This window comes from Arthrobacter sp. 05T423 (assembly GCF_056396245.1).
The window spans coordinates 546,894-565,108 of record NZ_JBFTLC010000001.1 but is presented as its reverse complement, the minus strand read 5'-3'; the positions used below and the strand labels follow the sequence as shown (position 1 = coordinate 565,108).

General features: G+C 66.0%; 20 protein-coding genes and 1 riboswitch. Of the genes, 2 read left to right on the top strand and 18 right to left on the bottom strand.

What is annotated here, in order from left to right; translation table 11 throughout:
* Nucleotides 1–3: 3 nt before the first annotated feature.
* From AC1DFE_RS02645 to AC1DFE_RS02580, 14 genes are all read right to left on the bottom strand, one after another.
* The gene (locus AC1DFE_RS02645) at nucleotides 4–1,548 is read right to left on the bottom strand and encodes a YifB family Mg chelatase-like AAA ATPase (protein ID WP_476904350.1); all 1,545 of its coding nucleotides are present in this window, start codon (nucleotides 1,546–1,548) and stop codon (nucleotides 4–6) included.
* The gene (locus tag AC1DFE_RS02640) at nucleotides 1,548–1,904 is read right to left on the bottom strand and encodes a YraN family protein (protein ID WP_476904349.1); all 357 of its coding nucleotides are present in this window, start codon (nucleotides 1,902–1,904) and stop codon (nucleotides 1,548–1,550) included. Before AC1DFE_RS02640 ends, AC1DFE_RS02645 begins: the two co-directional genes overlap by 1 nt.
* A 152-nt stretch (nucleotides 1,905–2,056) precedes the next feature.
* Nucleotides 2,057–2,383 carry a DUF2469 domain-containing protein gene (locus AC1DFE_RS02635; RefSeq protein WP_003806068.1) on the bottom strand — a complete coding sequence of 109 codons (327 nt, stop codon included), beginning with the start codon at nucleotides 2,381–2,383 and terminating at the stop codon, nucleotides 2,057–2,059.
* Between the two features lie 61 nt (nucleotides 2,384–2,444).
* Nucleotides 2,445–3,116: a ribonuclease HII gene (locus AC1DFE_RS02630; RefSeq protein WP_476904348.1), complete on the bottom strand. Its 672-nt coding sequence runs from the start codon at nucleotides 3,114–3,116 to the stop codon at nucleotides 2,445–2,447.
* 2 nt (nucleotides 3,117–3,118) lie between these two features.
* Nucleotides 3,119–3,952, bottom strand: a complete 834-nt coding sequence (gene lepB, locus AC1DFE_RS02625) for a signal peptidase I (protein WP_476904347.1) — start codon at nucleotides 3,950–3,952, stop codon at nucleotides 3,119–3,121.
* Entirely contained in the window at nucleotides 3,953–4,633 is a 681-nt protein-coding gene (lepB, locus tag AC1DFE_RS02620) for a signal peptidase I (protein WP_476904346.1), read from the bottom strand.
* Between the two features lie 83 nt (nucleotides 4,634–4,716).
* On the bottom strand, nucleotides 4,717–5,076 hold the full coding sequence (gene rplS, locus AC1DFE_RS02615) for a 50S ribosomal protein L19 (protein WP_476904345.1): 360 nt from the start codon (nucleotides 5,074–5,076) through the stop codon (nucleotides 4,717–4,719).
* A gap of 268 nt (nucleotides 5,077–5,344) precedes the next feature.
* Nucleotides 5,345–6,139: a tRNA (guanosine(37)-N1)-methyltransferase TrmD gene (gene trmD, locus AC1DFE_RS02610; protein ID WP_476904344.1), complete on the bottom strand. Its 795-nt coding sequence runs from the start codon at nucleotides 6,137–6,139 to the stop codon at nucleotides 5,345–5,347.
* Nucleotides 6,140–6,721 carry a ribosome maturation factor RimM gene (rimM, locus tag AC1DFE_RS02605; RefSeq protein ID WP_476904343.1) on the bottom strand — a complete coding sequence of 194 codons (582 nt, stop codon included), beginning with the start codon at nucleotides 6,719–6,721 and terminating at the stop codon, nucleotides 6,140–6,142.
* A 151-nt stretch (nucleotides 6,722–6,872) separates the two neighbouring features.
* On the bottom strand, nucleotides 6,873–7,115 hold the full coding sequence (locus tag AC1DFE_RS02600; RefSeq protein WP_076802241.1) for an RNA-binding protein: 243 nt from the start codon (nucleotides 7,113–7,115) through the stop codon (nucleotides 6,873–6,875).
* 1 nt (nucleotide 7,116) lies between these two features.
* Nucleotides 7,117–7,530 (bottom strand): 30S ribosomal protein S16, encoded by a 414-nt coding sequence (gene rpsP, locus AC1DFE_RS02595; protein WP_102972220.1) that lies wholly within the window; start codon nucleotides 7,528–7,530, stop codon nucleotides 7,117–7,119.
* A gap of 212 nt (nucleotides 7,531–7,742) precedes the next feature.
* Nucleotides 7,743–8,177 carry a hypothetical protein gene (locus AC1DFE_RS02590; RefSeq protein WP_476904342.1) on the bottom strand — a complete coding sequence of 145 codons (435 nt, stop codon included), beginning with the start codon at nucleotides 8,175–8,177 and terminating at the stop codon, nucleotides 7,743–7,745.
* Between the two features lie 97 nt (nucleotides 8,178–8,274).
* Nucleotides 8,275–9,150: a VOC family protein gene (locus AC1DFE_RS02585; RefSeq protein ID WP_476904341.1), complete on the bottom strand. Its 876-nt coding sequence runs from the start codon at nucleotides 9,148–9,150 to the stop codon at nucleotides 8,275–8,277.
* A 78-nt stretch (nucleotides 9,151–9,228) separates the two neighbouring features.
* Nucleotides 9,229–10,311: an amidohydrolase family protein gene (locus AC1DFE_RS02580; RefSeq protein WP_476904340.1), complete on the bottom strand. Its 1,083-nt coding sequence runs from the start codon at nucleotides 10,309–10,311 to the stop codon at nucleotides 9,229–9,231.
* A 109-nt stretch (nucleotides 10,312–10,420) separates the two neighbouring features.
* Nucleotides 10,421–10,528: riboswitch (TPP riboswitch) on the top strand.
* On the opposite strand from AC1DFE_RS02580, the gene thiC reads away from it, so the two are divergent.
* A complete protein-coding gene (gene thiC, locus AC1DFE_RS02575) occupies nucleotides 10,524–12,350 on the top strand; it encodes a phosphomethylpyrimidine synthase ThiC (protein WP_476904339.1) in 1,827 nt (608 codons plus the stop codon). (Overlaps the previous riboswitch by 5 nt.)
* 126 nt (nucleotides 12,351–12,476) lie before the next feature.
* Here the strand turns inward: thiC and AC1DFE_RS02570 are convergent, their stop codons facing one another.
* Together AC1DFE_RS02570 and ffh are read right to left on the bottom strand one after the other, a co-directional pair.
* Entirely contained in the window at nucleotides 12,477–13,211 is a 735-nt protein-coding gene (locus AC1DFE_RS02570) for an alpha/beta fold hydrolase (RefSeq protein ID WP_476904338.1), read from the bottom strand.
* A 55-nt stretch (nucleotides 13,212–13,266) separates the two neighbouring features.
* Nucleotides 13,267–14,847 (bottom strand): signal recognition particle protein, encoded by a 1,581-nt coding sequence (ffh, locus tag AC1DFE_RS02565; protein ID WP_476904337.1) that lies wholly within the window; start codon nucleotides 14,845–14,847, stop codon nucleotides 13,267–13,269.
* Nucleotides 14,848–14,931: 84 nt separating this feature from the next.
* Between ffh and AC1DFE_RS02560 the strand changes: the two genes are divergently transcribed.
* A complete protein-coding gene (locus tag AC1DFE_RS02560) occupies nucleotides 14,932–16,314 on the top strand; it encodes a glucose-6-phosphate dehydrogenase (RefSeq protein WP_476904336.1) in 1,383 nt (460 codons plus the stop codon).
* A gap of 73 nt (nucleotides 16,315–16,387) precedes the next feature.
* Here AC1DFE_RS02560 and AC1DFE_RS02555 read toward each other — a convergent pair whose 3' ends face one another.
* Both AC1DFE_RS02555 and AC1DFE_RS02550 read right to left on the bottom strand, forming a co-directional pair.
* Nucleotides 16,388–16,726, bottom strand: coding sequence for a P-II family nitrogen regulator (locus AC1DFE_RS02555; RefSeq protein ID WP_003806050.1), 339 nt, complete (start codon nucleotides 16,724–16,726; stop codon nucleotides 16,388–16,390).
* The gene (locus AC1DFE_RS02550) at nucleotides 16,723–18,069 is read right to left on the bottom strand and encodes an ammonium transporter (protein WP_476904335.1); all 1,347 of its coding nucleotides are present in this window, start codon (nucleotides 18,067–18,069) and stop codon (nucleotides 16,723–16,725) included. Before AC1DFE_RS02550 ends, AC1DFE_RS02555 begins: the two co-directional genes overlap by 4 nt.
* Between the last annotated feature and the right edge of the window lie 146 nt (nucleotides 18,070–18,215).

Genomic DNA, 18,215 nt, shown 5'->3' with positions numbered 1-18,215 from the left:
CTTTCACGCCGCCGCTGAGGCGGTCTGGCGGAGGCTCAGGGCCTGTCCGATGTCGTTCCCGTCCGGCTGCTCCCTGCCTGCGAGGTCGGCCAAAGTCCAAGCGAGGCGCAGGACGCGGTCATAGCCCCTGGCCGTGAGTACTCCCCGTTCCAGTGCGTGGTCCAGGATCCGGGTTGTAGCGGCCGCCAGTCTCAGTTCGCTGCGCAGGATGCGCCCGGGCACCTGGGAATTGGTTTCCATGCCCCAGTGCTGCAGCCGCTGCAGCTGGCGGGCCCTCGCAGCCAGGACACGCGCACCGACCGTTGCACTGTCTTCTTCTCCCCCGGACTGGCCGAAGTCCGCCAAGGACACGCGGTCCACCTGCAGCTGGATGTCCACACGATCCAGGAGCGGGCCGGACATGCGCGCCATGTAGCGGCGCCTCATGAAGGGGGTGCAGGTACATTCGATACCCTTCCCCGAGGCCTTGCCGCACGGACACGGATTAGCCGCCAGAACGAGCTGGAACCGGGCCGGGTAGGCGGCCGCGCCCGCTGAACGGTGGATGACCAGCTCGCCGCTTTCGAGGGGCTGCCTGAGCGCGTCCAGGACCCTGCGTTCGTATTCTGGTGCCTCGTCGAGGAACAAAATGCCGCGGTGCGCCCGCGACGCGGCGCCGGGACGCGGGAGCCCCGACCCTCCGCCGATGATCGCCGCAGCCGTTGCCGTGTGGTGGGGATTCTCGAATGGCGGCCGACGGACCAGCTGCACACCGGCCGTGGGGAGCTGGCACAGGGAGTGGATCGCCGTCACTTCCATCGCCTCGGTGTCCCGAAGGTCGGGAAGAAGCCCGGGCAGCCGCTCGGCAAGCATGGTCTTGCCGGCTCCGGGCGGGCCCGTCAGCAACAGGTGGTGGGCACCGGCAGCGGCCACCTCAAGGGCACGGCGGGCCTCCGCCTGGCCGGACACGTCGCACATGTCCGGAGCGGGTGCTTCCCCGGACGCAGGCTCAGTCCCGGCGGGTTCGTCCTCCGGTTCAAAGTCGAGGACAAGTTCGTGCGGGTCGGCCCCAAAATCGAACACCAGCCGTGCGAGGGTCCGGTAGCCCCGGACCCTGGCACCGGGGACGAGCTCTGCCTCGGCAGCGTTAGAATCGGCCACCACAATGTCGTGGAACCCTGCCTGCACCGCGGACATCACAGCCGGAAGTATGCCGCGGACGGGCCGAAGCCGTCCGTCCAGCCCCAGCTCGGCGATGAAGACCGTGCGCCCGGTGGGCTTGATGTCCTCCGCGGCCCGCAACACCGACATCGCAATGGCAAGGTCGAAGCCCGAACCGCGCTTGGGCAGCGACGCCGGGATGAGGTTGGCCGTGATTTTCCGCCGGCTCAGCGGAATGCCGGAGTTCTGCGCTGCTGAGCGGATGCGGTCCCTGGCTTCGTTGAGGGAGGCGTCCGGGAGGCCGAGAAGCACAAAGGCCGGCAGCGTCTGGCCGATGTCGGCCTCGACCTCCACGACGTAGCCGTTCAGGCCGACGAGGGCCACCGAATAGGCTCGTCCCAGCGCCATCACAGCACCTCCTTGAGGTGCTCAACGGTGGGTTGACCGACGCCGTCATCCAGCACGGCAATCACGTCCACCCGGCGCAGCGGCAGCCGCAGTCCATTATCGCGGCACCACGCCGAACCCAGACGGTGCAGCCGGGCGAGCTTGTCTGCGCCCACCGCCTCGAACGGGTGACCGTAGGCGAGTGAACGCCGTGTCTTCACCTCGGCAATGACCAGCGCGTCGCCGTCCAGGGCGACGATGTCGATCTCACCGTCGGGGCAGCGCCAGTTGCGCTCCACGATCAGCATTCCCAGCGATTCCAGGTATTCGGCCGCGAGCTCTTCCCCGCGGCGACCCAGCAGATCCTTGGCTTTCATGTCCACCTCCGCAACAAGACTGCGGGGGCGGACTCACGCGGAACAGGGCACTGTCACGCTATGTGGGAAAAGTCAGCGAGAACCCGGTAAACGCCCGGCTGTGGAGGAACAGTGACGCCCGGGGAGGCACCGGGGAATGCCGAGCCGTAACCTCAGTTGCCGAGGTCGACGTCCTTGGGCAGCGCGAGCTCCTCGTTGCGCGGAAGTTCCTCGACGTTGACGTCCTTGAACGTGATGACCCGGACGCTCTTTACGAACCGCGCTGAGCGGTAGACATCCCAGACCCAGGCGTCCTGGAGCGTGAGGTCGAAGTAGACTTCGCCGTCGGCGCTCCGCGCCTGCAGGTCAACGTGATTGGCGAGGTAGAAGCGCCGCTCGGTCTCGACCACATAGCTGAACAGACCCACAACGTCGCGGTACTCCCGGTAGAGCTGGAGCTCCATGTCGGTCTCATAGTTCTCAAGGTCTTCGGCACTCATGGTTCCATCTTGCACCATGCGGCGGGAACCCGCGCACCACGCTGCTCCGACGGCAGGTTCGCTACTCGGACAGCAGGTTCCAGCTGACCCGGTGGTAAGGGCTTGGGCCGCGGGTACGGATGGCTTCCCGGTGCGCCGCGGTGCCGTAACCCTTGTTGACGTCCCAGCCGAAATCCGGGTACTCGAGGTGGAGCTGCTGCATGTGCTGGTCGCGTTCCACCTTGGCCAGGACACTCGCCGCGGCTACGCTGAGGCACTGCATGTCCGCCTTGACCAGGGTGTGGACGGGCGCGTCGCAGCCAGGGTCGGTGACGACTTCATCGAACAGGGAGGGCTGGACGGCGGGCGAGAGCCAGTTGTGGCTGCCGTCGAGAAGGACCACGTCGGGCGTGATGCCGGCGCCGAGGATCTGAAACCAGGCCCTGTTTCCGGCGGCGCGAAGGGCCCCCATGATGCCGAGCTCGTCGATTTCGCCCGCGCTGGCGTGTCCGACGGCGGAGGCGACGCTCCAGGCCCGCACCAGCGGGTCAAGACGCTCGCGGTCTGCCGCCTTGAGCAGCTTGCTGTCCCGGACGTCGGCGAGCAGTTCCATGTTCTGCAGGTCGACGACGGCGATTCCCACGCTCACCGGCCCGGCGAGGGCGCCGCGGCCTACCTCGTCGACGCCGGCCAGGAACCGCGCCCCGCGGGGCAGGAAGCGCTTCTCGTAGTCAAGGGTGGGTGCAACAGACATGGTTAGCCTGCCGACGGCACATTCTTGAAGACGCCGGGATAGTTGTCCAGGGCCGCCCAGCGGTTCATGGGCCAGGCGATCACGGCGGCTCTGCCCTCGATATCGACGATGTCAACGAAACCACCGTTGGTGTCGGTGTGGGCACGGGAGTCCGCCGAATGGTTGCGGTTGTCCCCCATCACCCAGACTTTGCCCTGGGGCACGACGACGTCGAAGGTACGCACTGCCGGAACTTCTGCCGGATTGACATACTTTTCGTCAAGGGAAGCGCCGTTGACGGTGATCTTTCCGCCGGCGTCGCAGCAGACTACGTGGTCCCCCGGAAGCCCGATGACCCGCTTGACCAGGTGCTGCTCGGAGTTGTCCGGCAGCAGGCCCACGAAGGTCAGCCCGTCCTCCACGACGCTGAACGGCCCGTCAGCCTTCTGCGGCGTGGGCGGCAGCCAGCCCTTGGTGTCCTTGAAGACCACCACGTCGCCGCGCTCCAGGGCGAAGGGTTCCGGAACGAGCAGGTTCACGAAGATGCGGTCGTTGATGTCCAGTGTGTTCACCATCGACTCGGACGGTATGTAGAAGGCCCGGAAGAGGAAGGTCTTGATGAGGAAGGACAGCACGACGGCGATCACCACCACCGTTGCGATCTCCTTGAGCCACAGCAGGAACGGGTTGCGGGCACGGCCCTTTCCCTGGCGGCGGGGGCCGGCAGGGACGCGTGATCCGCGTCCGGGCTCCCCGCCGGGGGTGGTCACTGCTGAATCGGGCTCTGGGGCGGCGTGCCGTCCCGGCGTAGCAGCAGTCTGCCCCGGCTCGGAGCTCCCGGGATCGATTTCCGGCATCTACTGTCCGTCCTTTGTTGTTGTATTGGCCGCCGACGGCGGCCGCGCCACTGACGCAAATCTATCAAGCGGCCAGAGAATCTGTACCGGCCGGCCGATCACCCTGTCCGACCGCACCATCCCACCGCCCGGGGCCCCCAGCAGGCTGCGGGAATCCGCGGACACTGACCTATGGTCACCGAGCAGCCACAGCCGGCCCTCCGGAACGGTCACGTCGAACTTCTGGGTGCTCGGTGCATCGCCCTCATACAGATAGGGTTCCACCAGCGGCTGACCGTTGACTGTGAGGCGTTTATCCGCGTCGCAACAGAGCACGCGGTCGCCGGGAAGCCCGATGACCCGCTTCACGTATGTCGTGTCACTGCCGGTCAGCCCCAGCCACTGTCCCGCCGCGGCCGCTGCTTCCTGCAGCGGACCCTTCCCGCTGTTCAGCGGGGCGAACGAGCCCCGGCCGTCGAACACTACAACGTCGCCGCGGCGGATGGGTTCCGTCTGGAAGGCGGTCCGGGAAACCAGGATCCTGTCACCGGTGCCGAACAGCGGTTCCATGGAGGCGGACGGGATGTAGTAGACATCCAGCAAAAGAGAGCGGATCAGCCCGCTGACCAGGACGGCAGCCACCACGGCCAGCAACGCAAAACGCCAGCCCGGTCTCCCTGGCTGGCGTTTTGTCTGGTCCATGATCCGTATCCTGTGGCGCTGTTGCGGATGGCTCCGGCGCTGGCCGGACACGGGTGGGACCCGCCGCGAAAGTCCGTCTGGACTTACTTGGCAGTGCTGAAGTCGCGCTTTTCCTTGATCTTCGCAGCCTTACCGCGCAGTGCACGCATGTAGTAAAGCTTGGCGCGGCGGACGTCACCCTTGGTGACGACCTCGATCTTTTCAATGATCGGGGAGTGCACCGGGAAGGTACGCTCAACACCGACACCGAAGGAAACCTTGCGGACGGTGAAGGTCTCGCGAATGCCGTCACCCTGGCGGCCCAGGACGAAGCCCTGGAATACCTGGACACGGGAGTTCTTGCCTTCGATGATGTTCACGTGAACCTTGAGGGTGTCACCTGCGCGGAACGCGGGAACATCAGTGCGCAGCGAGGCTGCATCTACGGAATCGAGGATATGCATTGATCCACTCCTGGTGAACGCCACAGGTCATTCACTTTGGGTCACGGCGGCCAAGCCCGGAAAATTCCGGGAATCGCTGCCGAAGTGTTGTGGTCCGGTCCCGCCACCCTTTGGCGGTACCGGGGTGTCCCACTGTTGGTTACGCTCCCCCTGTGGCAGGTGCGGACCCAGCAGACACAAGGATTAATTTTGCCACATATGGCACGAATTGGTTAATTTTGGAACATTCCGTCCCATATGGGACACCGGGTCGGGTGACAGAAACAGCTCAGGCGTCCGGCCGCCGCCGGAGGTGACCGTCGACGACGTCGTACCCCAGGTCCGCGAGTGCGGTGCGGTCCGCGCGGGGCAGCGTCCCGGCGTCGAACGTCTCCAGCAGGTCAGGGCGGCGGTCCGCCGTCCTGCGGTACTGCTCGTGCCGGCGCCACTGCGCGATCTTGCCGTGGTTGCCGCTGAGCAGCACGGCCGGGACCTCCCGGTCGCGCCAGACCGACGGTTTGGTGTAGACCGGGTACTCAAGCAGTCCGTCCGAATGCGACTCCTCCACGAGCGACTCGGGATTGCCCACCACGCCCGGGAGCAGCCGGCCGATGGTTTCCACCATGGCCAGGACAGCCACCTCCCCGCCGTTGAGGACGTAGTCGCCGAGGCTGACCGGGCGGACCGTGAAATGCTCCTCGGCCCATTCGATGACGCGCTCGTCAATGCCCTCGTACCGCCCGCAGGCAAACACCAGCTGCTCCTCCTCGGCGAGCTCATAGGCCAGCGCCTGGTTGAAGCGCTCCCCCGCCGGGGACGGGACGATCAGCACGGGCTTGGCCGCACCGGCCGGCCGGGCGGCCGCCACGGATTCGAGCGCCTGGGCCCACGGCTCGGCCTTCATGACCATGCCGGCGCCGCCGCCGTACGGGGTGTCGTCCACGGTGCGGTGGCGGTCGGTAGTGAAGGAGCGGAGGTCGTGCACGTTCAGGTCCAGCAGCCCGTCCTGGCGGGCCTTGCCGATGAGCGACAGCTCCAAGGGTGCCAGGTACTCGGGAAAGATGCTGACGACGTCGATCCTCATCTAAGCTGTGGCTTCCGGTTCAGGCTCTTCCTCGGCGGAGTCCAACCCCTTTGTCTCCGGGTCCTCCGCACTGTCCTCGTTGATCTCGAACAGGCCGGCCGGCGGAGTGAGCAGGACATAGCCCTCCTCGATGTTCACCTCGGGGACGATCTGTTCCACGAACGGGATGAGGATTTCCTTGCCATCGGGCGTTTCGACGACCAGCAGGTCCTGCACCGGCATGGTGTTCAGGCCAGCGACTTTGCCCACAGCCTGCGAGCCGACGCGGGCCTCGAGCCCGACGAGTTCGTGTTCGTACCAGCCCTCGTCGTCGTCCTCGTCGAGCTCTTCGGTCTCGATGAACAGCTTGGCGCCGCGGAGGGTCTCAGCGCTGTTGCGGTCGGCCACCTCGTCGAAGCCGAGCAGGAGGATGTCCTTGTTCCAGCGGGCGCTGCGTACGGTGAGCGGGCCGGCAGAGGCGGGTTCCACCACGAATTCGGTGCCGGGAACGAACCGGTCCTCCGGCGCGTCAGTGAGCACCTGGACGGTCACCTCGCCGCGGATTCCGTGGGGTTTGCCGATACGGGCCACCTGAAGCTGCATGTGTTCCTCTGTTTTGGGCTGCGTGTTGATGCGTGGTTAAGACTTTTGCGGGGGCCCCGAATACTTGTAGGGTCAGGGGCCCAAAGCAGTCCGGCCCCTCCACCGTTAGCTGGTGGAGGGGCCGGACTTTAAGGCAAGTGTTGCAGACGCGTTACCGGCGGCGGTCGGTGTCGACGACGTCGACCCTGACCTGCTCGCCATCTGCCAGTGCCGCCACGACCGTGCGCAGTGCACGTGCGGTGCGGCCCTGGCGTCCGATTACCCGTCCGAGGTCTTCCTGGTGAACGCGCACCTCGAGGGTATCCCCGCGGCGGTTGTTCTTGGCACTGACCTTGACATCCTCAGGGGAGTCGACAATGCCGCGGACAAGGTGTTCGAGCGCTTCTGCCAGCAACTTACTCAGCCTCGGTGGTCTCTGCTTCAGCCTCGGCGGGGGCTTCCGATGCCTTGGCCTTCTTGGTGATGGCTTCCGGGATGATCACGGAACCCTTCTCCGGAGCCACGAAGGCTTCCTTGTCGGCCTTGGTCTTCAGGGTGCCTTCCTGGCCCGGCAGACCCTTGAACTTCTGCCAGTCACCGGTGATCTTGAGGATCGCGGCGACCTGCTCCGACGGCTGCGCACCGACGGACAGCCAGTACTGTGCACGCTCGGAGTTGACCTCGATGTATGAGGGCTCCTCGGTGGGGTGGTACTTGCCGATCTCCTCGATGGCACGGCCATCACGCTTGGTGCGCGAATCGGCGACAACGATGCGGTAGTACGGTGCGCGCATCTTACCGAAGCGCTTAAGGCGAATCTTTACGGCCACTTTTGTGGTCACTCCTGTTTCTGAAACGGGGTTGAACCCGCGTTCTGCACCCGTGGGGCGGGCCGTACTTGGGGGTTCGAAAAGGACAGGATCCGGACGCGGAGAGAGGGGCCACGCAGATCGAGTACCTGTTTATTGTGCCAGATCGTGCGCGTTATTTCGACTTGACATGCGGACCGGGCCCCGTGGGGCGCCGGAAAGACCCAGCGACGCTAGGAAGTCCAGACGTAGAGGCCGGTCTTGCTGCCTTCGTCCACGGTCCCGGCGAGCTCGGCAAGCTGCTGCACGTACTTCCGGGCCTCCCCGGCACCAAAGGGCATGTCGTCCTCGGCCGCCCAGCGCTCGGCCACCCCATCCAACACGTTGCCCTCCCCCTCGGACTCATACGTGAGCAGTTCGGCCAGGGCCCGGACCATCGCGGCCGGCACGCCAAGGAGGGAGTCGCTGGCCACGTCCACCATGGCCAGCTCGTAATCCGCGCCGGCGGCATGCACCGCGGCACCGGCGAAGTCGCCAAGCTGCTCGATTTCGAAGTCACTGATGCCGGCAATCCGCAGGCCGTCTGCGGGCACGGCCCCGCCTTCGAGCGCCTCGGCCCGCTTGAGGGCGTCGTTGTGGGTGGCGACAAACACTTCGGTGAAGGCCATGGATTCGTCCTCATTCCGTCGGCGGTGCATGCCCCGGCAGCGGCAGTGCCGTCCGGGGCTGTTCGAAATCAGCCTAACCCAACTAAGTTCGCGCCACTCAGCGCACGGCGACCCGCAGACGGTTGCGCCACGGATCCTCAAAGCGGAGCTCGGCGCCGGTGTGGTGGGATTCCAATCCGGCGACCTTGAGGCGGTCGGCGAGGGCACCGACGTCGTCCCCGGAGGGCACTTCGATGAGGACTTCGCCGAGACCCAGGGTGTCCCGGCGAGGGCCGGCGCCGCGGCTGTTCCAGACATTCATGGCCATGTGGTGGTGGTATCCACCGGCGGACACAAAGAGGGCCTGGCCGTGCCAGCCTGCGGTTTTCTCAAAACCCAAGACGCCAACGTAGAAATCGTGGGCGGACTGCACGTCGCCCACCTGCAGGTGGACGTGCCCCACCCCCGCATCCGTGTGGCGCTGGCCCTCCACCGACTCCTGCGTGAGGTGCTCCTGCAGGTACCTCTGCGGCGGCAGTGCCAGGCTGTCCATGACGACGTTCTTGCCTTCCCAGGACCAGGCCGCGCGCGGGCGGTCCCAGTAGAGTTCGATCCCGTTGCCTTCCGGGTCGGTGAAGTAGAACGCTTCACTTACCAGGTGGTCTGCGCTACCCACGAAGGACTGCGGCTCGTACTGGGCCGCGCTGGCAATGGTGGCGGCCAGCGAGGACTGGTCCCGGAACAGGAGTGCCGTATGGAAGAGGCCGGCCTCGCCACGGCCGGGGATATTGAGGCCCGGAGCCGGAGCGAGGTGCACCAGCGGCGTCTTGAGCCGGCCGAGGTAGAGGCCGCCGTCCTGCTCGGCCACGACGTCCAGGCCGAGGGCACGCTGGTAGTAGTCGGTCATGAGCTTCATGTCGCCCACCTTGAGCATGACGGTGCCCATGGTGAGGTCGGCAGGAAGCAAGTCCTGGCTGCTGTCTGCTGCTGTCATTGAATACTCCCGAATGTCCGGACCGCCGGATTTCGGTGGCCTCTACATCATTAAATTACTTGAAGCTTCAATTTATTCCTAATGCACGATCCTGCCCCGGAGCACCACATTGCTGAGGCTGCGGATGGTCTCCGGCTCGGCGCGCGGGTCCTCCCGGCACACCACGACGTCGGCGGCCGCCCCTTCCGACAGGCCTTCGGCTCCCAGCCAGCGGCGCGCACGCCAGCAGGCTGAGTCCAGCGCCGCCGATGCCGGAAGCCCGGCGGCGTGCAGCTCCAGGATTTCGTCCGCGATGCGGCCGTGGCGGATGACGCTGCCGGCATCCGTTCCCGCGTAAATTTCGACGCCGGCCTCGTACGCTTCCAGGACGCGCTCGCGACGCCGGGCCCACAGGGCGCGAATGTGCTCCGCATACCGTGGAAACTTTGGCCCGGCCTGGGCAGCAATGTCAGGGAAGGTGGCGATGTTGATGAGTGTGGGAACGATCGGCACCTGCTGCTCCACGAACCGGGGAATATGCCTGGGCAGCAGCCCCGTGGCATGTTCGACGCAGTCGATGCCGGCGTCCAGCATGTCATCGAGGGTGTCCTCGCCAAAGCAGTGCGCGGTGATCCTGGCCCCCTCGTCGTGGGCGGCCCGGACGGCGTCCCGCACGGCGGCGGCAGGGAACGACGGCGCGAGATCGCCGGCGGTCCGGTCGATCCAGTCCCCCACCAGCTTGACCCAGCCGTCCCCTTCCCGAGCCTGCTTGCGCACGGCCTCCACCAGGCCATCCGGTTCAACTTCCACGGCGAAGTTCCGAAGGTAACGGCGGGACCGTGCAACGTGCCGGCCGGCCCGGATAATCCGCGGCGCTTCGGGCCGCTGCTGCAGCCAGTGCGTGTCGCTGGGCGCCCCCGCGTCCCGCACCAGCAGCGTGCCGGCGTTGCGGTCTGTCATGGCCTGGTCATACATCACCTCGTCGTCTACGGAGCCGCCGGGGCCCAGCCCGATGTGGCAGTGGGCATCAGCGAAACCCGGCAGGACCCAGCCATCCAGGACGGCGTCCGGCCGCTGGCCTGGAGGATTGAACGTCAGTTTCCCGTCGACGGCCCAGAGCCCATGGCGTTCTTCATCTGCCGACGTGAGCACAGTTCCGCTGAATTCGATGATGTGCGCCATGGATCAAGCTTAATCGGCTCCGCAACGGGGATCCCGCCTCGCCACTGCTTGGCAAGTGGACGCGTGCTTCACAGATGGACGGGCACAATCCGGGCTGTGGTAGCTTCGTTTACGACCACACGGGTGCCCCTGCAGGGGCTGAGATCAGGCTGGTGCAGCCTGCGACCGTTGAACCTGTCCGGGTAATGCCGGCGAAGGAAGTGAGCAGTAAATTGAGCACCCAGAAATCACAGCTGATCCCTGCCCAGATTGATCCGGCCCAAAATGAAGCCGCCGGTGATCCTGCCGGCGTCACGCAGTCGCTGAAATCCCATTCTCTGGCTTACCTGGAGGGGGACGGCCTGCGGGTTCCGGTAACGGAAATCGCCTTGGAGCCTTCCCCGAACGGCGGGCATAACGATCCGCTGCGTGTTTACCGCACGGCGGGTCCGGGCAGCGACCCGGTGGTGGGCCTCGCGCCGTTCCGAGCGGAGTGGATTGAGGCGCGGGCAGACACGGAGCCGTACGACGGACGCGAACGGAACCTGCTCGACGACGGCAAATCAGCCGTGCGCCGCGGCGCGGCTTCCGCCGAATGGAAGGGTGCCAGGCCGGTGCCCCGCCGTGCGGCGGACGGCAGGACCGTGACGCAGATGCACTATGCCCGGCAGGGTGTCATTACGCCTGAGATGCGCTTCGTGGCCCTCCGCGAGAATTGCGATGTGGAACTGGTCCGCAGTGAAGTCGCCGCCGGACGGGCCATCATCCCCAGCAACATCAACCACCCGGAATCCGAGCCAATGATCATCGGCAAAGCGTTCCTCGTGAAGATCAACGCCAACATCGGCAACTCGGCCGTCACCAGCTCCATCGCCGAGGAGGTGGACAAGCTGCAGTGGGCCACCCAGTGGGGCGCGGACACCGTGATGGACTTGTCCACGGGCGACGACATCCACACCACCCGTGAGTGGCTCATCCGCAACTCCCCCGTCCCCATCGGCACGGTCCCGATCTACCAGGCCCTGGAAAAGGTGAACGGCGAAGCGAACGCCCTGAGCTGGGAAATCTTCCGCGACACCGTCATTGAACAGTGCGAGCAGGGTGTGGACTACATGACCATCCACGCTGGCGTGCTGCTGCGGTACGTGCCGCTCACGGCGAACCGCGTCACCGGCATCGTCTCCCGCGGCGGATCGATCATGGCCGGCTGGTGCCTTGCGCACCATCAGGAAAATTTCCTGTACACCCACTTCGACGAGCTCTGCGAGATCTTCGCGAAGTACGACGTCGCGTTCTCGCTGGGCGACGGCCTCCGCCCGGGCGCGACGGCGGACGCCAACGACGCCGCGCAGTTCGCCGAACTGGACACGCTCGCTGAGCTGACCCAGCGGGCCTGGAAATACGACGTCCAGGTCATGGTCGAAGGTCCGGGCCACATCCCGTTCCACCTTGTCCGCGAAAACGTCGAACGCCAGCAGGAACTCTGCAAGGGCGCCCCGTTCTACACGCTCGGCCCGCTGGTCACGGACGTTGCCCCCGGCTACGACCACATCACCTCGGCCATCGGCGCCACGGAAATCGCCCGCTACGGCACGGCAATGCTGTGCTACGTCACGCCCAAGGAACACCTGGGCCTGCCCAACAAGGACGATGTGAAGACCGGCGTCATCACATACAAGATCGCCGCCCACGCCGCCGACCTCGCCAAGGGGCACCCCGGCGCGAACGAGCGGGACGATGCGCTGTCCAAGGCCCGTTTCGAGTTCCGCTGGCGCGACCAGTTCGCGCTGTCGCTGGATCCGGTGACGGCCGAGGCCTTCCACGACGAGACGCTGCCGGCAGAGCCAGCCAAGACGGCACATTTCTGTTCAATGTGCGGACCCAAGTTCTGCTCCATGCGGATCAGCCAGGACATCCGGAACGAGTACGGCTCCGCCGAGGCTCAGGCCGCCCTCGCCGAGATGGCGGAGGGCATGCGCGAGAAGAGCCAGGAGTTCCTCGCTGCGGGCGGAAAGGTGTACCTGCCGGAGCTGCGGCTTCCGGAGTCCGCCCGCCAGTAACGGCTGGTCGGGCCGAGTTAACCTATGGGCCTGTCCGGCTGGCATTGGGGGCCAGCTGGACAGGCCCTGAAGGTTGATCAGGACGCCGTTTTGTCAGGACGCCGTTTTTGTCGGGACGCCGTGTCTTTAAGATGCACGGGGCTGCTGCCGCCGGCTGACCTCGGCGATGAACGACCTGATGTACCGGTCGCCTTCCGGGGAGTCGTGAGGCCGGTGCCCGCCCGCAGCGATGCGGTGCAGGGCGCCGGTCTCGCGCAGGTAGCCGGCGATTTCCTCGTACAGCGGCTCCCAGCCACCGGTCAGGACCAGGGTGGGAACGCCCGGGACGATCTGCAGCGGCGCCTGCCAGGGCGGTGCCTGCAGCCGGAGGCGCCTGGCCGCGCGTTTCGCCTCGGGGGTACTGGGCTCCGGTGTGTCCGCGGCGAAGGCGCGGCGCAAAAATTCGCGCTCGTAGTCGTCGTCGCCGAGCTGGTGCCGGACCTCGAACAGCGGCTCCATCAGGGCGCGGTGCGCGGCGGTGGCCGGCAATTCGGCGGTGAGCGACAGGCAGGCAGGTTCCACAAGCGTCAGCGAGAAGATCAGGTCAGGGCGTTCGACGGCGGCCATCATCGCGGAAATGGCGCCCTGCGAATGCGCCACCACGTGGCCGCCGGCGGCCCCGCGGCCGTCATCGGCGAGCGACTGCAGCACAATCCGGACGTCCTCCGCGAAGTCCGTCTCCAGCGGTTCGGCCTCGGCACCAAAGCCGTGGCGCCGCAGGAACAGGGCGTCGTACTGCAGGGCCATGCCATGCTGGCGCGGCCACGCCGCGGAGCCGAAGTTACCGGCACCGTGGACGAACACTACCCGCTGCTTAAACATGACCCAACCTTATGGCAGCGCTCTGACATCACGCCGGCCGACATGACGGTGCTCCCTATTTGCCGCCCATGAACTTGTCGAAGCCCTTGGGAAGGTTCAGCTGTGACGGATCGAAATCGGCGCCCTGCTGGCCGAAGGCAGCGCCGGTGGGCACCGCCTTGGCGCCGGCAGCCCGCCGGGCCTCGGCTTCGCGAAGCTCCTGCGCCGCCTTGGCAGGGTTGCCGGAACGGGCCTTCTTCTTGGGCGCGTTCTTGCCGCCCTTGCGGGCACCGCCCGCCCCCATTCCCGGCATCCCGGGCATCCCCGGCATGCCCCCGCCCTGGGCCATCTTCTTCATCATCTTCTGGGCCTGCGCGAAGCGCTCCAGCAGCCCGTTGACCTCGGATACGTGCACGCCGGAGCCGCGGGCGATGCGGGCCCGCCGTGAGCCGTTGATGATCTTGGGGGCCACGCGCTCGTGCGGGGTCATCGACCGGACGATGGCCTCCACCCTGTCGATCTCGCGCTCGTCGAACTGCTCCAACTGCTGCCGGATGTTCTGCGCACCGGGCATCATCATGAGCATCTTCTTCATGGAGCCCATTTTGCGGATCTGCTGCATCTGCGCCAGGAAGTCATCAAGCGTGAAGTCCTCCTGGTCGGCGAACTTCTTCGCCATCCGGGCAGCTTCATCCTTGTCCCAGGACTTTTCAGCCTGCTCGATCAGGGACAGGACGTCACCCATGTCCAGGATGCGCGAGGCCATCCGGTCCGGGTGGAACAGTTCGAAGTCGTCGAGGCTCTCGCCGGTGGACGCAAACATCACGGGCTTGCCGGTGACCGACGAGACGGACAGCGCGGCACCGCCGCGGGCATCGCCGTCGAGCTTTGACAGCACGATGCCGGTGAAGTTCACGCCTTCATCGAAAGCCATAGCCGTGTTGACGGCGTCCTGGCCGATCATGGAGTCGATCACGAAGAGGACTTCGTTGGGGACGATGGCCCGGCGGATCTGGCGCGCCTGCTCCATCATGTCGGCGTCGACGCCGAGTCGGCCGGCGGTGTCCACGATGACGACGTCGTGCAGCTTCTGGCGCGCTTCCTCGACGCCGGACTGTGCGACGGCGACGGGGTCACCTGCCGGGTGCGCCAGTTCGGAGGTGGCGCCCGGGTGCGGCGCAAAGACCGGAACTCCCGCGCGCTGGCCCACAATCTGGAGCTGCGTCACGGCGTTGGGGCGCTGGAGGTCACAGGCCACGAGGATGGGGCTGTGGCCCTGCGCCTTCAGCCACTTGGCGAGCTTTCCGGCCAGGGTGGTCTTGCCGGCACCCTGGAGGCCGGCGAGCATGATGATGGTGGGGCCGGTCTTGGCCATGCGGATGCGCCGCGTCTCGCCGCCGAGGATCTCAACAAGCTCCTCGTTGACGATCTTCACGATCTGCTGGCTGGGATTCAGGGCGCCGGAGACCTCGGCGCCGAGGGCGCGCTCACGGACCTGCCCGGTGAATTCCCGGACCACGGGCACGGCAACATCCGCGTCCAACAGGGCGCGCCGGATCTCACGGACTGTGGCGTCTACATCTGCCTCAGTGAGGCGGCCCTTGCCGCGAAGATTCTTGAAGGTTGCTGTCAACCGGTCAGAGAGTGAATTGAACACGCGCCGTGCACTTCTTTCAGTGGATGTACGGGACTCGACTATCTAGGGTATCAAGACACGCCTTCAAGGTGGCATGCTGACAGGGTGACGAGCCAAATGACTGTAAAAACCTTGCTCATCCTCGGCGCCTCCGGCGATCTCACCGGCCGGCTGCTCCTCCCCGGCCTGGCCAGGCTGGTGGCCACGGGCCGGACACCCGGGCTGAAGCTCGTGGGGGCCGGTTCTGATCCCTGGTCACCGGCGGAGTGGCAGGAACGCGTCCGCACCGCCTTTGCCGATGCCGCCAAAACTGCTGACGACGCCGGCAAGGACGCGCTGGCGGCCATGGAAAAGTCCACGGAATACCACCAGGCCGACGTCACCGCGGACGGCCCGCTGGCCTCGCTGCTGGCCGATCTCGCAGGGCCGGTGGCGGTCTACTTCGCGCTGCCGCCGCAGGTGAGCCAGAAGGCCTGCGAAATCCTGCGCCCGGAGCAGGTCCCCGCCGGGACACGGCTGGTCATGGAAAAGCCCTTCGGCTCCGGCGAGGAGTCCGCCCGTGAACTCAACAGGACTCTCCTGACCCTTGTCCCGGAGGACCACATCCACCGGGTGGACCATTTCCTGGGCAAGGCCACTGTCCTGAACATTCTGGGCCTGCGGTTCGCCAACAATTTCCTGGAGCCGGTCTGGAGCCGTGACCACATCGCCAAGGTGGAAATCATCTTCGACGAGGACCTGGCTCTTGAAGGCCGGGCACGCTACTACGACGGCGCGGGTGCACTGCGCGACATGATCCAGAGCCACCTGCTTCAGATCATGGCGCTGCTGGCCATCGAGCCGCCTGCCACCATCGGCGAACGCGACCTCCGCGACGCCATCGCCGCCGTCCTGCGGGCCAGCAGCATCAAACCGCCCTACACGGACAGCACCCTGAGGGCGCGCTACCTGGCGGGCAGCCTCGGCGGGAAGGACGTCCCCAATTACGCCGAGGAGGAGGGCGTGGACCCGGACAGGCACACGGAGACCCTGGCCGAGGTGCACGTGGACATCGACAACTGGCGCTGGAAGGACGTTCCTTTCATCCTGCGCTCCGGCAAGGCCCTGGGCAGCAAGCGCAAGGAGGCGGTGGTCACGTTCCGGCCGGTTCCGCACCTCCCCGGAGGTTTTACGGGCCGGGATGAGCCCAACACGCTCCGGATCGGTTTCGGCCCGGACACCCTGGAGCTCGACGTCGACGTCAACGGGCCGGGTGACATCTTCAGCCTGGACCGCGCCGCCCTCGTGGCCGAGCTCAACGCCTCCGAGCTGCTCCCCTACGGCGAAGTACTGGAAGGGGTCCTGACCGGAGACCCCCTGCTGTCAGTCAGGGGCGACACCGCAGAGGAATGCTGGCGGATCGTCGAGCCGGTGCTCGCTGCCTGGGCGGCTGGCAAAGTTCCGCTGGAGGAATACCGGGCAGGCTCCGACGGGCCCGCAGCCACATAGCCCCGGCACGCAGAGAGGGCCGGCCACCGTTTTGGTGACCGGCCCTCGCGCTGCGCTGGGCTGGAGGCTGGTGCTAGATGGCGGCTACGCCGCGTTCACCCGTCCGCACCCGCACTGCTTCGAAAACATCGACCGTCCAGACCTTGCCGTCGCCGGCCCGGCCCGTGTTGGAGCTGGCAATGATGACATCGAGGATGTCGTCAGCCTGTTCGTCCGTGGCCAGCACCTCAACGCGGATCTTGGGCAGCAGGTCCACGTTGTACTCGGCGCCGCGGTAAACCTCGGTGTAGCCACGCTGCCGGCCGTAGCCGCTGGCAGCGCTGACCGTCAGGCCCTGGACACCGTAGGCCTCCAGGCCTTCCCGGATCGATTCGAGTTTCTCCGGACGAACGATTGCGGTGATCAATTTCATGCCCCCACGCTTTCCTTACCTGTTGCTGCTGCTGTCTTCTTATCGTCCGTCTTTTTGCCGTCGCTTGCACTACCGGTGATCAGTTCGTGCAGGGGCTGGAAGCTGCCGCCGTGGCCGCCGACACCGAACTCGTACGCGGTTTCGGCGTGCAGGCTGAGGTCCACGCCCACGATTTCCTGTTCCTGGGAGACCCGGAAGCCCATGAACTTGTGGATGGGGTAGGCGATGATGAAGGTCATCACCGAGGTGAACACGATGGACAGGGCTGCTGCCAATAGCTGGGCGACGAGCTGGGTGGTTCCGCCGCCGTAGAAGAGGCCTGCCTGGCCCTGGGTCGGGGTTGCGAGGAAGCCGATGGCCACAGTGCCGACGACGCCGGAGACAAGGTGAACGCCGACGACGTCCAGGGAGTCGTCATAGCCGAGCTTGAACTTCAGTCCGACCGCCAGGGCAGAGGCGACGCCGGCCACCACGCCGAGGCCGATGGCCCCGAGCGGCGAAACGTTGGCGCAGGCGGGGGTGATGGCCACCAGACCGGCCACGACGCCGGATGCTGCACCAAGGGAAGTGGGGTGCCCGTCGCGGTACCGCTCGACAGCGAGCCAGCCAAGCATTGCCGCTGCAGGGGCCGCGAGGGTGTTGATCCAGATAAGGCCGGCCTGTTCAACAGTCGCGGCTGCACCGGCGTTGAAGCCGAACCAGCCGAACCAGAGGATGGCCGCGCCCAGCATGACGAACGGGATGTTGTGCGGGCGGTGGTTGGGGTCCTTGCCGAAGCCCTTGCGGTTGCCGATGATCAGGACAAGGATGAGGCCCGCCACACCGGCATTGATGTGGACAACCGTGCCGCCGGCGAAGTCTATGACCGGAGCGAAGGTCTGTCCGAACCAGCCGTCCTTGGAGAAGAGTCCCCCGCCCCAGACCATGTAGGCCATGGGGGCGTAGACCAGCGTGGCCCAGATCGGGGTGAAGATGGTCCACGCCGAGAATTTGGCGCGGTCAGCGACGGCTCCGGAGATAAGCGCCACGGTGATGATGGCGAAGGTGGCAGCGTAGCCGACCTTGAGCAGGTCCGCCGGATCGGTGAAGTTGTGCAGGCCGAAATGGCTGAAGGGGTTTGCGAAGATCTGGAAGAAGTTGTCTTCGTTGCTCGTGGCCATCGAAGCGCCCCACAGGACCCACATGATGCCCACGGTGCCGATGGCGACGAAGCTCATCATCATCATGTTCAGGGCGGCTTTCGCACGGGTCATGCCGCCGTAGAAGAATGCCAGGCCCGGGGTCATGAACAGCACGAGCGCTGAAGCGACCAGGAGCCAAACGAGACCTGCGGTGAGTTCCATGGTCTACGTCCTCTCTTACTTTTTTGTGCGGTATGCCCGCCTGTCCCAACGCCTTTTGCGTTCTGGTTCAAGTTTTGCCGCGGTGTGTTTCGCTGGCGGAGGATTTAGATTGCCGGCCTGTTACAACAACCTCCCTGACGTAAATG